13 protein-coding genes are annotated in these 13,762 nt (G+C 65.1%); 7 read left to right on the top strand and 6 right to left on the bottom strand.

Annotation, left to right across the window (positions count from 1 at the left end; genetic code table 11):
- Window positions 1–143 precede the first annotated feature (143 nt).
- Genes E2K76_RS02735 through E2K76_RS02725 form a run of 3 tightly spaced genes read left to right on the top strand, consistent with a single transcriptional unit; the run spans window position 144 to window position 2,199 of the window.
- Window positions 144–1,259: a bifunctional 2-C-methyl-D-erythritol 4-phosphate cytidylyltransferase/2-C-methyl-D-erythritol 2,4-cyclodiphosphate synthase gene (locus E2K76_RS02735; protein WP_136682737.1), complete on the top strand. Its 1,116-nt coding sequence runs from the start codon at window positions 144–146 to the stop codon at window positions 1,257–1,259.
- Window positions 1,250–1,735, top strand: coding sequence for a phosphatidylglycerophosphatase A family protein (locus tag E2K76_RS02730; RefSeq protein ID WP_136682736.1), 486 nt, complete (start codon window positions 1,250–1,252; stop codon window positions 1,733–1,735). Before E2K76_RS02735 ends, E2K76_RS02730 begins: the two co-directional genes overlap by 10 nt.
- Window positions 1,732–2,199 (top strand): CinA family protein, encoded by a 468-nt coding sequence (locus tag E2K76_RS02725; protein WP_136682735.1) that lies wholly within the window; start codon window positions 1,732–1,734, stop codon window positions 2,197–2,199. Before E2K76_RS02730 ends, E2K76_RS02725 begins: the two co-directional genes overlap by 4 nt.
- On the opposite strand, the gene E2K76_RS02720 is transcribed toward E2K76_RS02725, so the two are convergent.
- Complete coding sequence (locus E2K76_RS02720; protein WP_136682734.1) at window positions 2,181–2,636, bottom strand: type II toxin-antitoxin system RatA family toxin; 456 nt, start codon at window positions 2,634–2,636, stop codon at window positions 2,181–2,183. The two genes, E2K76_RS02725 and E2K76_RS02720, sit on opposite strands and share 19 nt — an antisense overlap.
- 66 nt (window positions 2,637–2,702) lie before the next feature.
- On the opposite strand from E2K76_RS02720, the gene hpt reads away from it, so the two are divergent.
- Genes hpt through E2K76_RS02700 form a run of 4 tightly spaced genes read left to right on the top strand, consistent with a single transcriptional unit; the run spans window position 2,703 to window position 5,271 of the window.
- Entirely contained in the window at window positions 2,703–3,242 is a 540-nt protein-coding gene (gene hpt, locus E2K76_RS02715; RefSeq protein ID WP_136682733.1) for a hypoxanthine phosphoribosyltransferase, read from the top strand.
- On the top strand, window positions 3,239–3,424 hold the full coding sequence (locus E2K76_RS02710) for a hypothetical protein (RefSeq protein ID WP_136682732.1): 186 nt from the start codon (window positions 3,239–3,241) through the stop codon (window positions 3,422–3,424). The genes hpt and E2K76_RS02710 overlap by 4 nt, the downstream gene beginning before the upstream one ends.
- Window positions 3,425–3,467: 43 nt before the next feature.
- A complete protein-coding gene (locus tag E2K76_RS02705) occupies window positions 3,468–4,307 on the top strand; it encodes a c-type cytochrome (RefSeq protein WP_136682731.1) in 840 nt (279 codons plus the stop codon).
- A 58-nt stretch (window positions 4,308–4,365) separates the two neighbouring features.
- Window positions 4,366–5,271, top strand: a complete 906-nt coding sequence (locus E2K76_RS02700; protein ID WP_246032868.1) for a glucokinase — start codon at window positions 4,366–4,368, stop codon at window positions 5,269–5,271.
- On the opposite strand, the gene E2K76_RS02695 is transcribed toward E2K76_RS02700, so the two are convergent.
- From E2K76_RS02695 to glgB, 5 genes are all read right to left on the bottom strand, one after another.
- The gene (locus E2K76_RS02695; protein WP_136682729.1) at window positions 5,264–6,883 is read right to left on the bottom strand and encodes an alpha-D-glucose phosphate-specific phosphoglucomutase; all 1,620 of its coding nucleotides are present in this window, start codon (window positions 6,881–6,883) and stop codon (window positions 5,264–5,266) included. The two genes, E2K76_RS02700 and E2K76_RS02695, sit on opposite strands and share 8 nt — an antisense overlap.
- Window positions 6,880–8,754, bottom strand: coding sequence for a glycogen debranching protein GlgX (gene glgX, locus E2K76_RS02690; protein WP_136682728.1), 1,875 nt, complete (start codon window positions 8,752–8,754; stop codon window positions 6,880–6,882). The genes E2K76_RS02695 and glgX overlap by 4 nt, the downstream gene beginning before the upstream one ends.
- Entirely contained in the window at window positions 8,754–10,187 is a 1,434-nt protein-coding gene (gene glgA, locus E2K76_RS02685; RefSeq protein WP_136682727.1) for a glycogen synthase GlgA, read from the bottom strand. Before glgA ends, glgX begins: the two co-directional genes overlap by 1 nt.
- A gap of 111 nt (window positions 10,188–10,298) precedes the next feature.
- Complete coding sequence (gene glgC, locus E2K76_RS02680; RefSeq protein WP_136682726.1) at window positions 10,299–11,570, bottom strand: glucose-1-phosphate adenylyltransferase; 1,272 nt, start codon at window positions 11,568–11,570, stop codon at window positions 10,299–10,301.
- 21 nt (window positions 11,571–11,591) lie between these two features.
- Window positions 11,592–13,751, bottom strand: coding sequence for a 1,4-alpha-glucan branching protein GlgB (glgB, locus tag E2K76_RS02675; RefSeq protein ID WP_136682725.1), 2,160 nt, complete (start codon window positions 13,749–13,751; stop codon window positions 11,592–11,594).
- Window positions 13,752–13,762: the final 11 nt, after the last annotated feature.

Raw genomic sequence — 13,762 nt, 5'->3', positions numbered from 1 at the left:
GCCGGTCCGTGGCGATTTACAAATCATTGCGTCGGGCAAGATGGCGCGAAAACGTGCTTTGCACAATTTTTAATCCAACATGCCGAAAGTCGCGACACTGCCGAGACTTTTCTGCCCCGCCGCTACGTGTCATATCCGGCAGCATGACAGTCGCAGCCATCATCGTCGCCGCCGGACGCGGCACCCGTGCCGGAGGCGGTGTGCCGAAGCAATGGCGCCCCCTTGCGGGTCGCCCTGCCATAGCACATGCGCTGGACGCCTTTAAGGGGCTGCGCCGCATCCTCGTGATCCATCCCGACGATCATGTGATGGCGGGCGGGCTGGGCGTCGATCTGGTGCATGGCGGCGCAACGCGCAGCGCCTCGGTTCTGGCGGCGCTGCGGGCGCTTGAGGGGACGGGCGTGACGCGGGTGCTGATCCATGACGGCGCGCGTCCTCTGGTCTCCCCGGCGCTTATCGCGAGGATGATCGCGGCGCTGGACGATGCAGTCGGTGCCGCCCCCGCGCTGCCGGTGACCGACGCGCTGTGGCGCGGCGAGGGCACGGTCCAAGGCACGCAGGATCGCAGCGGGCTGTGGCGGGCGCAGACCCCGCAGGCGTTCCGTTTCGATGCGATCCTCGCCGCCCATCTTGCCCATCCCGGCGGTGCGGCGGATGATGTGGAGGTCGCGCGCGCCGCAGGTCTTGACGTCGCCATCGTCGAAGGGGACGAAGACAACCTGAAACTCACATGGCCCGGCGATTTCGACCGGGCCGAGCGCATCCTGAAGGGACGGAGCATGGACATTCGCCTTGGCAACGGTTTCGACGTGCACCGCTTCGGCCCCGGCGATCAAGTCTGGTTGTGTGGCGTGTCGGTTCCGCATTCGCGCGGGCTTCAGGGCCATTCGGACGCAGATGTGGGAATGCACGCGCTGACCGATGCGATCTATGGCGCGCTGGCCGAAGGGGATATCGGCCAGCATTTCCCACCCTCGGACATGAAGTGGAAGGGCGCGGACAGCCGCATCTTTCTTGAACATGCGATGGGCCGAGTGGCGGCGCGGGGATTCAAGCTGTCGAACTGCGACGTGACGCTGATCTGCGAATATCCCAAGGTCGGCCCCCATGCGGTCGCGATGCGCGCGGCGCTGGCGGCGATCATGGGCGTGGAAGTGGACCGCATCTCCGTCAAGGCAACCACGTCTGAAAAGCTCGGCTTCACCGGGCGCGGCGAGGGGATCGCCGCCATCGCCACCGCGACGCTGGTATCGGCATGACCCGCGCGATCTGCCTTCTGTTCGGCGTGGGGCTGCTGCGCCCCGGCCCCGGCACATGGGGATCGGCCGTGGCGCTGGCAGCCGGCATCGCCATCGACCGCTGGCTGGGTTTTCCGGCGCTGGTCGCAGCGACGCTGGCGGTCACGCTGATCGGTTGGTGGGCGCTGCGGGCCGAACTTGGCGATACCCATGACGACCCGTCCGAATTCGTCATCGACGAGGTTGCTGGCCAATGGCTGGCGCTTCTGTTTCCCGCCGCCGCCTTCTGGTGGCGCGGGATGGACATGGTCTGGCCCGGCTGGGTCGCCGCCTTTGTTTTCTTCCGTTTGTTCGACATCTGGAAGCCGTGGCTGGTGGGCCGTGCCGACCGTCGGGGCGATGCCTGGGGTGTCATGGCCGACGATCTTTGGGCTGGGGTATTCGCCGGGGTTGCGACCATCGTCGCGGCCGGCATAGCGCATGGGGTGCTGATGTGAGCTGGGCGGCGCTTCTGGAACTGGCAGCGGCACGCCGCGCGGTGCTCGCCACTGCCGAAAGCTGCACGGGCGGGATGATCGCCGCCGCGATCACCGACATCGCGGGCAGCTCTGCCGTGTTCGACCGGGGCTTCGTCACCTATTCGAACGCCGCCAAGATCGACATGCTTGGCATCCTGCCCGAAACGCTGGACGCCCACGGCGCGGTGTCCGAAGAAATCGCGCGCGCGATGGCGATGGGGGCCATCGCCCGGTCCAAGGCCAACCTTGCCGTAGCCGTCACGGGCATCGCGGGCCCCGGCGGCTCCGACCACAAGCCCGAGGGCCGCGTGTGCTTTGCCATCGCCAATCGTGACGGCTGCCACACGGAAACGGTGGAATTCGGCGCCATCGGTCGCGCCAAGGTTCGCGCGGCGACTGTCGCCCACGCCCTATGGCTGCTGTCTCAGGCGCTGGCGCCGTAAAGCTCGGCCGCGCGGCGTTCGAACGCGCGGACGATGCGCTGCATCGCCTCGTTGAAGACGATGCCGATGATCCCCTGCAGGATTGCGTTCTTGAATTCGAAATCGACGAAGAACTCGACCTCGCAGCCGCCCGGGGCGTCGCGGAACTCCCATGTCGATTTCATGTATTTGAACGGGCCGTCCAGATATTCGGTGTCGATCTTCTTCTGATCCGGCCACAGCGTCACGCGGCTGCCGAACCGCTCGCGGAACACCTTGAACGAGATGACCAGATCCGCCTCCATCAACTCACCCCCACCGTCGATGGGCGTGCGCGAGCGGATGCGGGCGGCGGAGTTCCACGGCAGGAATTTCGGATATGACGCCACATCGGCGACCAGGTCATACATCTGTTGCGCGGTATAGGGCAGAACGCGCGTCTCGTGATGGCTGGGCATGGCATCCTCGGTCGTGACTTCCGCGCTGGTTTTCGCTACCTAACCTGCGAAGTGCAAGAGGGTGCCATGCCAAGCGGACAATATGTCATAGACCAGATGATCTCTGCCAAATCCATCGCGGCAAGGGTCGAGGAGCTGGCGAAAGAGATCACCGCCCATTACGCGGGCACCCAGAAGCTGGTCGTCGTCGGTCTTCTGCGCGGATCGTTCATTTTCATCGCTGACCTGGTGCGCGAGCTGGACCTGCCCGTCGAGGTCGATTTCCTCGAGGCGTCGTCTTATGGCAACGCGATGGAATCCAGCCGCGAGGTCCGCATCCTGAAGGACCTGCGGGGCGAGATCGCGGGCCGGGACGTGCTGGTGGTGGAAGACATCGTCGATACCGGCTTCACCCTGTCGCATGTGATCCGCCTTCTGAAATCGCGCGAACCGGCCCGGCTGGAGGTCTGCGCGCTTCTGGACAAACCCGCCCGCCGAGAGGTGGAGGTGGACAAACGCTGGACCGGCTTCACCATCCCGGACGAATTCGTGGTCGGCTATGGCATCGACTATGCCCAGTTCAACCGCAACCTGCCCTTCATCGGCAAGGTCAGGTTCGTCGAATGAACCTGATGTGGCTTCTGCGGATGCAGCGCTGGCTGCGCCATCCACCGCCGATGTGGAAGGTGATCCTGGTGATCTGCGTGGTGGCCGCCTGCCTCTCGCTGTTCCTTGTCGAACGCACCGTCGGCTGGCCGGATTGGTTGACGACGGGCGGCGGCGCAAGGCCGGTGCGCATCGCGCCCTGATCGGCTATGGTGGCACGACGCCGCCATCCGAGGGGACAGCCAGATGCGTATTCTTCCCGTCCTGCTTGGCCTTGCCACCATTGGCTTTGCCGGCTTCTGGGTTCTGACCTCGCCGCGCCCCATTTCGCCCGCGCTGCTTTCCGGCGATCCCGAGCGGGGCGAGCAGGTTTTCGATGCGGCGGGCTGCGCCTCGTGCCACGGCGCGAAAGACGATCGGCTGGTCCTGTCCGGCGGGATGGAGTTCGAGACGGAGTTCGGCACCTTCATTGCGCCCAACATCTCGCCCGACCCGGAACATGGTATCGGCGGCTGGACGCCCGAGCAGTTCGTGAACGCCGTCCAGCGCGGGATTTCTCCTGATAGAGAGCATTACTATCCCGCCTTCCCCTACACCTCCTATTCCAAAGCCGAGCCGCAGGATATCGCCGACCTGAAAGCATATATGGATATGCTGCCCCCATCGGCGGTGCCCAGCCAGCCGCATCGGGTCGGGTTTCCCTTCAACATCCGCCGGGGTCTTGGGCTGTGGAAGCTGGCCTATCTGCGGGATGGCTGGGTGGTCGAAGGCGAGCTGACGCCCGAGGAACAACGCGGCCGCTATCTGGCCGAGGCGCTGGGCCATTGCGGCGAATGCCACACGGCGCGTGGGGTCGCGGGCGGGCTGGACACCGGGCGCTGGCTGCAAGGCGAAGGGCGCATCCCCGCGATCAACGCTGCGGAACTGGACTGGTCGGCGGACGAGATCGCGGAATACCTCACCTCCGGCTTCACCCCGGATTACGATTCGGCGGGCGGGCATATGGCGCTGGTGATCCAGAACATCTCGCGCCTGCCCGAGCAGGATCGCGCCGCCATCGCCGCCTATGTCAAACGGGTGCCGTGAAAGCCTTGCGGCGTTAGCGCTCGCAGCATAAACCCTTGGCAGGTTAGGGAGTATGCAGATGGAACTGAGCCTCGTTGCCGATATCGGCGGAACCAACACCCGCGTCGCGCTGGCCGAGGGTATCCGCATCCTGCCCGACACCGTGCGCCGTTTCCGCAATGCCGACCATCCGGGGCTGGAGCCTGTGCTGGCCACGTTTCTGGCCGATGCCGGGGCCAAGGTCGGCGGCGCTTGCCTTGCCGTCGCTGGCCCGGTCAAGGATGGGGTGGCGCGACTGACGAACCTCGACTGGACCATCGACGGCGATGCACTGCGGCGGGCGACTGGCGCGGGATCGGTTGCGGTGCTGAACGACCTTCAGGCGCAGGGGCATTCGCTGGGTTTCATCGACGCGGTGCGCACCATCACGCCCGGCGTCACGCAACCCGGCCCGATGCTGGTGGTGGGGGTCGGAACCGGCTTCAACGCGGCCCCCGTCCATGACGAACGCGGCGTGCGCGTGGTGCCCGCGTCGGAATCGGGCCATGTGAACCTGCCCGTTCAAAGCGCAGATATGGAACTGGCCGACTTCCTGTCCCAGATCCACGGCTTCCCCAGCGTCGAGGAAGCCCTGTCGGGCCGCGGGATCGAGAACCTGTACGAATTCCTGACCCGCACACGCCGCCCCTCGGCCCAGATCATCCCCGCCATCGGCACCGACGATGCGGCGACGCGCACCGCGGCGCTGTTCATCCGGCTGCTGGGTGCTGCGGTAGGCAACCTTGCGCTGACCCACCTGCCCTTCGGTGGCATCTATCTTTGCGGCGGAATGGCCCGCGCGCTGGTCCCGCACATGGATGCGATGGGATTTGCGGCGGCCTTCCGCGACAAGGGGCGCTTCGGCCCGTTCATGGAGGCTTTCCCGATTCACGTCATCGAGGATGATTACGCAGCCCTCACGGGCTGCGCAGCTTACCTCAGGTAACGACATCCGGCTCGGTCCGGCCCGTGAACTCGGTGATGCGCGCCAGCTTGTGGGCGGCGCGGATCACCGGGGCCAGCGCCTCTTGCGGATCGCTGTCGAGGCCGGTTTCGGCATAACGTTCCAGATAGAGCCGCAGCGTCGCGCCCTGCGTGCCGGTGCCCGACAGGCGCAGCACGATCCGGCTGCCATCCGCGAACAGGATCCGCACACCCTGCTTCTTCGACACCGACGCATCGACCGGATCGGTATAGGCGAAATCGTCGGCGGCAGAGATCGTCATCCCCTCCACCTCCTGCCCCGGAAGCGAGGCGAGGCTGTCCCGAAGCGCCGTCATCATCGAATCGGCCTTATCGCTCTCGATCGTCTCGAAGTCGTGGCGCGAATAGTAGTTGCGACCGTATTTCGCGAAATGTTCGGCCATGATCGCGGCAACCGACTGGCGGCGCACCGCAAGGATGTTCAGCCACAGCAGCACGGCCCAAAGCCCGTCCTTTTCGCGCACATGGTCCGATCCGGTGCCGAAGCTCTCCTCGCCGCACAGGGTGACCTTGCCCGCATCCAGCAGGTTGCCGAAGAATTTCCAGCCCGTCGGCGTCTCGTAGGATTGCAGGCCCATCGCCGCCGCCACCCGGTCCACCGCAGCCGACGTCGGCATCGACCGTGCAACGCCCGCGATCCCCTTGGCATAGCCCGGCGCCAGATGCGCGTTTGCCGCCAGCACCGCCAGACTGTCTGAAGGCGAGATGTAGATGCCGCGCCCGACGACCATGTTCCTGTCGCCATCGCCGTCCGAGGCGGCGCCGAAATCGGGCGCGTCATCGCCCATCATCTCGGCCATCAGCTCATGCGCCCAGGTCGGGTTCGGGTCGGGATGCATGCCGCCGAAATCGGGAAGCGGCGTACCATGGGTCACGGTGCCGGGGGCGGCACCCAGACGGTTCTCCAGTATCTCGGTCGCATAGGGGCCGGTCACGGCACACATCGCGTCGAAGCGCATGGTGAAGCCGCCGGTGAACATCGCGCGGATCGCGTCGAAGTCGAACAGGGTCTCCATCAGCGCCGCATAATCGGCGACGCTGTCCACAACCTCGACCGCCATGCCGCCGATGTCCGATTGGCCGATGGTGTTCAGGTCGATGTCCTGCGTCTCGGCAATCTCGTAATGGGTCAGGTTCGACGCGGCCTCATACATCGCCTCGGTCACGGATTCCGGCGCGGGGCCGCCATTGGCCATGTTGAACTTGATGCCGAAATCCTCATCCTCGCCGCCCGGGTTGTGGCTGGCCGACAGGATGATGCCGCCATCCGTTCCCCGCTGGCGGATCAGGTTCGACGCGGCGGGCGTGGACAAAACACCGCCCTGCCCGACGATGACGCGTGCCGCGCCATTCGCCGCCGCCATCCGCAGGATCACCTGAACTGCACGGTCGTTGAAAAAGCGCCCATCGCCGCCAACGACGAAGGTCTTACCCTTGGCCCCGCCGATCGAGGCGAAGATCGCCTGCACAAAATTTTCAAGGTAATGCGGCTGCATGAAGACGCGGGTCTTCTTGCGCAGGCCCGATGTTCCGGGCTTCTGATCCTTGAATGCAACCGTCTGAATAGTCGTCATAACTCGTTCCCCAAATTTGCCCCGAAGACCAGCACGGAATGGGCCGGGGCTTCAAGCCCCATCAGGGGCATATCGGCGCCGGGCCGCGTAGTGTCGAGCAGCAGCTCCCACCCGCAACTGTCCGGCAAGACCAGCGGCACCGTGCCGCCCGGATTGATGAAAACGTAGATCGACCGCTCCCCCCCGCCATGCAGTTCCATCCCCAGCGAGGCAAGCTGCGGCCAGTCCCCGGGCGCGGGAACGCTGCCATCGTGGCGACGCCATATGACGTTGGGATGAAGCCCCGCGCATTCGCCGTGCAGGAAACACTCCTGCCGCAGCAGCGGATGCGCGCCGCGCAATGCCGTCAGCCGCGCCACGAAATCCACCATCGGATCGTCCCGCCACTGCACCCAGCCGACCGGGTTGTCCTGCGCATAGGCGTTGTTGTTGCCGCCCTGCGAATTTCCCATCTCGTCCCCCGCCAGAAGCATCGGGGTTCCCTGTGACAGCATCAGGCAGGCGATCAGGTTGCGGCGGCGCAGGGCGCGCGCATCCGCCAGCGTTGGATCGGGGCCTTCGGTGCCCATGTTGTCGCTGAAGTTTTCGCCATGCCCGTCGCGGCCATCCTCGCCATTGGCGTCGTTGTGGCGGCGCGAATAGGACACCAGATCGGCCAGCGTGAACCCGTCATGCGAGGTCGGGAAGTTCACCGAACTCCATGCGCCGCGCCGGTCGTGATCGAACCGTTCCGCCGATCCCAGCAAGCGTTTCGCCAAGGACGGCATCATCCCGGCATCCCCGCGCCAAACCCGGCGCAGATCGTCGCGAAAACGGTCGTTCCATTCAGCGAAGGGCGCGGGAAATTGCCCAAGCCGGTATCCCCCCGGCCCGATATCCCAAGGCTCGGCAATCAGCTTCGCTCCGCGCAACACAGGGTCCTGCATCAGCGCAGCGAAGAAGCCCGCATCCGGTTCGAACCCGCGCTTTGTGCGGCCCAGAACGGTGGCGAGGTCAAAGCGGAACCCGTCAACGCCCATTTCCGTCACCCAGAAACGCAGGCTGTCCATCACCATCCGCAGCACCATCGGATGCGTGAGGTCCAGCGTGTTGCCGGTCCCTGCGTCGTTCTGATACCGCGCGCCGTCCATGCGGTAATAGCTGTCATTGTCCAGACCGCGGAAGGCGATGGTCGGCCCCGTCTCATCCCCCTCCCCGGTGTGGTTGTAGACGACGTCGAGGATCACCTCGATCCCGGCGCCGTGAAATCGACGAACCATCTGGCGGAAATCATCCGCCGTGCCATAGCGCGGATCGGGTGCGAAAAAGCCGATCGTCTGGTATCCCCAGTAATTCGTCAGCCCCCGCGCCGCCGAAAACCGGTCGTCCAGAAAAGCCTGTACCGGCAGGAGTTCGACCGCCGTCACGCCCAGTCGTCGCAGATGTTCCAGCATGGCAGGCGAGGACATCCCGCGGAACGTGCCGCGCAACCGCCTGCGGACGCCGGGCGCCTCTCGTGTCAGGCCTTTCACATGCGCTTCATAAAGGACGGTATCACGCCACGGCGTGTTCGGGCGCTGCCACTCTGTTGACACATGGGCGCAGACGACCGATCTGGCCGAGGCATCCCCGTCACGCAGCGGCGCGGAAAGGGCGCGTGCGTAAGGGTCGATCAGCAGCTTTTGCGGATCGAACCACGGGCCCTCCCCATGCGCGCGAAAACCATATTCGGTGCCGGGCGGGGCCTCTGCTTCGGCCAGCCAGATATCGCCCTCGCGCCGCATCCGGGTCCGGACCTCGTCCGGGGTGAAGATGCAAAGCTCCATCTGCGTGGCCGCCGCCGAAAACACGGAAAACCGCGTGCCCGACCGTCCGGGCACCGCCCCCAGCATCACCGCCGAATCCGATCGTAAAGCGCGGCATATTCGCGTGCCGATGCCTCCCACCCGACGGGATGGCGCATCGCGTTGCGCTGGATGTGCTGCCACAGCGATTGATCCGACCAAAGCTCCATCAGCCGCCGCAGCGCCGCCGCCAGCGCATCCCCGGTCGTGGGGGCAAAGACGATGCCGGTCGCGACGCCCGCCGATACCGCCGCCGGATTGGCCGAGATCACACTGTCCGCCAGCCCGCCCACCTGCGCCACCACCGGAAGCGTGCCATAGCGCAGCCCATACATCTGCGTCAGGCCACAGGGCTCGAACCTCGATGGCACGATGACCGCATCGCCGCCCGCGAACATCAGGTGGCTCAGCCCCTCGTCATAGCCGATGCGGACGCCGACACGGCCCGGATAGCGCAACTCCAGCGCCCGCATCGCCGATTCCATTGCCGGATCGCCCGAGCCGAGCACGGCAAGGCCGCCCCCCGCCTCGATGAAACCGGGCAGGACGTCGGGGATCAGGTCGATCCCTTTCTGATGGGTCAGGCGGCTGACGACGATCGCCAGCGGCCCCGGAACATCCAGACCGAAGGCGGCGGACAGCGCGATCCGGCTGTCGGCCTTGCGCCGCAGGGTGCGGATCGTATAGGGCCTCTCCTCCGCTTCGGGGGACCAGACGGCGGTGTCGACGCCGTTCAGGATGCCCGTCACATGGCTCGCCCGGGATGACATGATCCCTTGCAGGCCCATGCCCGCCTCGGGGCGCATAAGTTCGGCGGCGTAGTTCGGGGAAACCGTGGTGATCCAGTCGGCGGTCACAAGCCCCGCCTTCAGGCTGGACAGCCCGCCGTAATATTCCAGCGATCCGGGATGAAACTCCCACGCGGGAAGCCGCAGATATCCCAGCAGGTCCGCCTTGGCCCAGCCTTGGAAGGCCATGTTGTGCACGGTAATGACCGTCGCCACATCGCGTGCGCCGCTGAACGCCATATAGGCGGGCGCGAACCCCGCCTGCCAGTCATGCGCGTGCAGGATATGCGGACGCCATCCGTCGGACGTGCCCTCGCGCGCGATGCGGGCGCCCATCCACGACAGCGCGGCAAAGCGGATCGGGTTGTCGGGCCAATCGCCGCCCGGACCCGAATACGGCCCGCCCTCGCGATCATACAGATGCGGCGCATCCAGCAGCAGCACGCGAATCCCCGACACGTCGCCAAGGAAGACGCGGGCCGGGCCACCGAACAGGTCGGCCTCGTCGAACACCTGCTCCATGGTTTCCAGCCGCCAGCGCAGACTGCGATAGGCCGGGATCAGCACCCGCATGTCCACGCCCTCGGCAGCGATGGCGGCAGGCAGCGCGCCGACCACATCGGCCAACCCACCCGTCTTCAGCAGCGGAACGCATTCCGACGCAACCGAAAGCACCCGCGTTTCACCCGCCATCCATCCGTCCCTATGCTGAACCCGCCCGACAGGGAATGCCGGAAAGCCCGTGAAGTTCCACCGGCGCGCGAAAACGCGCGCCGCGTTCCTCCCCCCCGTGGCGATCCTGCCTCAGCCGATCACCCTGGCCCGCGCATCCAGCATCGCCTGCGTTATCAGCACGATGCCCCCCTCGCTGCGGCGGAACCATTTTTCATCTTCGTCCGGGTCCTGCCCCACGACAAGCCCTTCCGGGATAGTGACACCTGAATCGATAACACATCGTGTAAGTTCAGCCTTTCGCCCGATATCGACCTTGGGCAGCGCAACGACATATTCCAGGGACGAGAAGCTGTGCGTGCGGCAGCCCGTGAACAGCAGCGAATTACGCACCTCGGTCCCCGAGATGATGCAGTCCCCCGCCACCAGCGACGATATGGCAAAGCCGCGCCGGTTGTCCTCGTCATGGATGAACTTGGCAGGTGGCGCGATCTCGGAATAGGTCCAGATCGGCCATTCGTTGTCATAGAGGTCAAGCTTGGGGATGAAATCGGTCAGGTCCACATTGGCCTGCCAGAAGGCGTCGATGGTGCCCACGTCGCGCCAGTAAGGCTCCGTCTCCAACCCCGAGGTGACGCAGCTGTCGGCGAAACGGTGGGCCTGCGCCTTTCCGTTCTTGACGATCTGGGGGATGATGTCGTTTCCGAAATCGTGGCTGGAATTCTCATCCTCGGCATCGCGGATCAGCAGATCGCGCAGGAAGGCCCAATCGAAAACGTAGATCCCCATCGAGGCCAGCGCATGTTCGGGATCGCCCGGAATGCCCGGCGGGTCCTTGGGCTTTTCAAGAAACTCGGTAATGCGCATCGTCGGATCAACATGCATGACGCCGAAGGCCGTCGCTTCCATTCGTGGCACGGTCAGGCAGCCGATGGTCACGTCTGCGCCGGTCGCGACATGTTCGGCCAGCATGATCTCGTAATCCATCTTGTAGATGTGATCCCCGGCAAGGATCACGACATACTTGATGTCATAGCTGTCCACGATGTCGATGTTCTGCGTCACGGCATCGGCCGTTCCCAGATACCATTTGTTCTCGGCAACCCGCTGGCTGGCGGGCAGGATGTCGAGGTATTCGTTCCGTTCGGCCCGAAAGAAGCCCCAGCCCCGCTGCATGTGCCGGATCAGGCTGTGGGCTTTGTATTGCGTCGCCACCGCCATCTTGCGGATGCCCGAGTTCAGCGCGTTAGACAGCGCGAAGTCGATGATCCGCGTCTTGCCGCCGAAGTGCACGGCGGGTTTCGCCCGCCGGTCGGTCAACTCTTTCAGGCGGCTTCCTCGCCCCCCCGCAAGCACGAAGGCCATGGCCTGTGATGACAGTCTCTGGTTCGGTTTCGGCAGCATTTCTCCCCCCTGCCCAACTCGTCAATTCGCCTGACGGAACACAACCGCAGACAGGGGCGGAAGCGTGACGAGCGCGGATTGTTCCTGCCCGTGCCAGCCCTTGCGCTCCGTGGTCACCCCTCCCAGGTTGCCACGGCTCATCCCGCCGTAATGCCATGCGTCGGTATTCAGCACCTCTTCCCATTCGCCCGCTGCCGGGAATCCCAGCATGTAGCTGCGCTCGACCGGGGTCATGTTCAGCGCGACGACGATCATCGGATCGCCCGCGCCGCCCTTGCGCGCAAAGGCGAAGACCGACTGGTCGGCGTCATTCGGCTCCAGCCACATGAAACCTTCGGGCCGGGTGTCGTTCACATGCAGCGCGGGGGTCGAGCGGTAGAGCAGGTTCAGATCGCGCACCAGCGTCTGCACGCCGCGATGTTCGGGCAGTTCGGCCTGATGCCAGTCGAGGCTTTGCTGATGCGACCATTCGCGCCCCTGGGCAAATTCGCAGCCCATGAACAGCAGCTTCTTGCCCGGATGCGTCCACATGAAGGCGTAGTAGGCGCGCAGGTTCGCGAATTTCTCGGCCCCGTTGCCCGGCATCTTTGCGATCATGCTGCCCTTGCCGTGGACGACCTCGTCATGGCTGATCGGCAGGATGAAGTTTTCGGACCAGGCGTAATGCAGCCCGAAGGTCATCTGGTGGTGATGATGCCGGCGATAGATCGGATCGCGGTGCATATAGGCCAGTGTGTCGTTCATCCAGCCCATGTTCCATTTGAACCCGAAGCCCAGGCCCCCATGGTTCACCGGGCGCGACACGCCGGGATAAGAGGTCGACTCCTCGGCCACGGTCATGATGCCGGGATGTTCGCCATAGGCGCTGACGTTCATTTCCTGCAGCAGGGACACGGCCTCGTAATTCTCGCGCCCGCCATGGACGTTGGGAATCCACTCGCCCTCCTTGCGGGAATAGTCGCGGTAGAGCATCGAGGCGACGGCATCCACGCGCAGCCCGTCGATATGGAACTCGTCCAACCAGTAAAGCGCGTTGGCCGTCAGATAATTGCGAACCTCGCGGCGGCCGTAGTTGTAGATCAGGGTGTTCCAGTCCTGATGGAACCCCTCGCGCGGGTCGGCATGTTCATACAGCGCGGTGCCGTCGAACTGGCCAAGCCCGTGCTGGTCGGTCGGGAAATGCCCCGGCACCCAGTCGAGGATGACGCCCAGCCCCTTGCGATGCGCGGCATCGACCAGCGCGCGGAACTCGTCTGGGGTCCCGTGGCGGATCGTGGGGGCGAACATGCCGATGGGCTGGTAGCCCCAGCTTCCGTCGAAGGGAAACTCGGAAATCGGCATCAGCTCCAGATGCGTGAAGCCCATCCAGTCGGCATAATCCACCAGCTGTTCGGCCAATTCCCGATAGGACAGCATCCGGTCGCCCGGCGCACGTTTCCAGCTTCCAAGATGGACTTCATAGATCGAGATGGGCGCATCGACGCCATTGCGCGCAGCCCGCCCCGCCATCCATTCACCATCATGCCAATCCGCATAGCCAAGGTGGCGCACGACCGAGGCAGTGCGCGGCGCGTGTTCCGACCCGAAGCCCACCGGATCTGCCTTCAGCGGCAGGATCGTGCCATTCGCCCGGATCTCGTATTTATAGGCGGTGCCGGGTTCCACACCGGGCAGGAATATCTCCCACACGCCGGTCGATCCGCGCGCCCGCATCGGGTGGCGCCGCCCATCCCAATGGTTGAAATCGCCGACCACCGAAACGCGCTGGGCATTCGGCGCCCATACGGCGAAATGGGTGCCGTCCACGCCCTCGTGCCGGATCGGATGCGCCCCGAGGGCGTCCCACAGACGGCGATGCGTGCCCTCGCCCAGAAGATATTCGTCGATCTCTCCCAGCACGGGGCCAAAGCGATAGGGGTCGTCGAACTCCCACTCACCGTCGGCATTCGCTGCGCGGACGCGGTAGTCTCTTTTGCTGGTCTGTGCGGTGAACAGGCCCGGATGATCCTGCCGCGCCTCGGTCCCGCCGATCCAGAGCCGGTCGGCACCGGGCTGCCAGACCGTCACGCGCCAGCTGTCGCCTTCGGGGTGGGGACCCAGAACGGAAAAGGGATTTGCATGGGTGCCCGAGGCAATCGCGGATGCGACCCCGGCATCGATGATCGTCTCGGCGGTCGCCATGTCTTTCCCTT

The sequence above is a fragment of the Falsirhodobacter xinxiangensis genome (assembly GCF_004959935.1).
GTDB classification, from domain to species: Bacteria; Pseudomonadota; Alphaproteobacteria; order Rhodobacterales; family Rhodobacteraceae; genus Falsirhodobacter; species Falsirhodobacter xinxiangensis.
The sequence above is the reverse complement of the archived record's forward strand: the minus strand, read 5'-3'. Positions and strand labels throughout refer to the sequence as shown.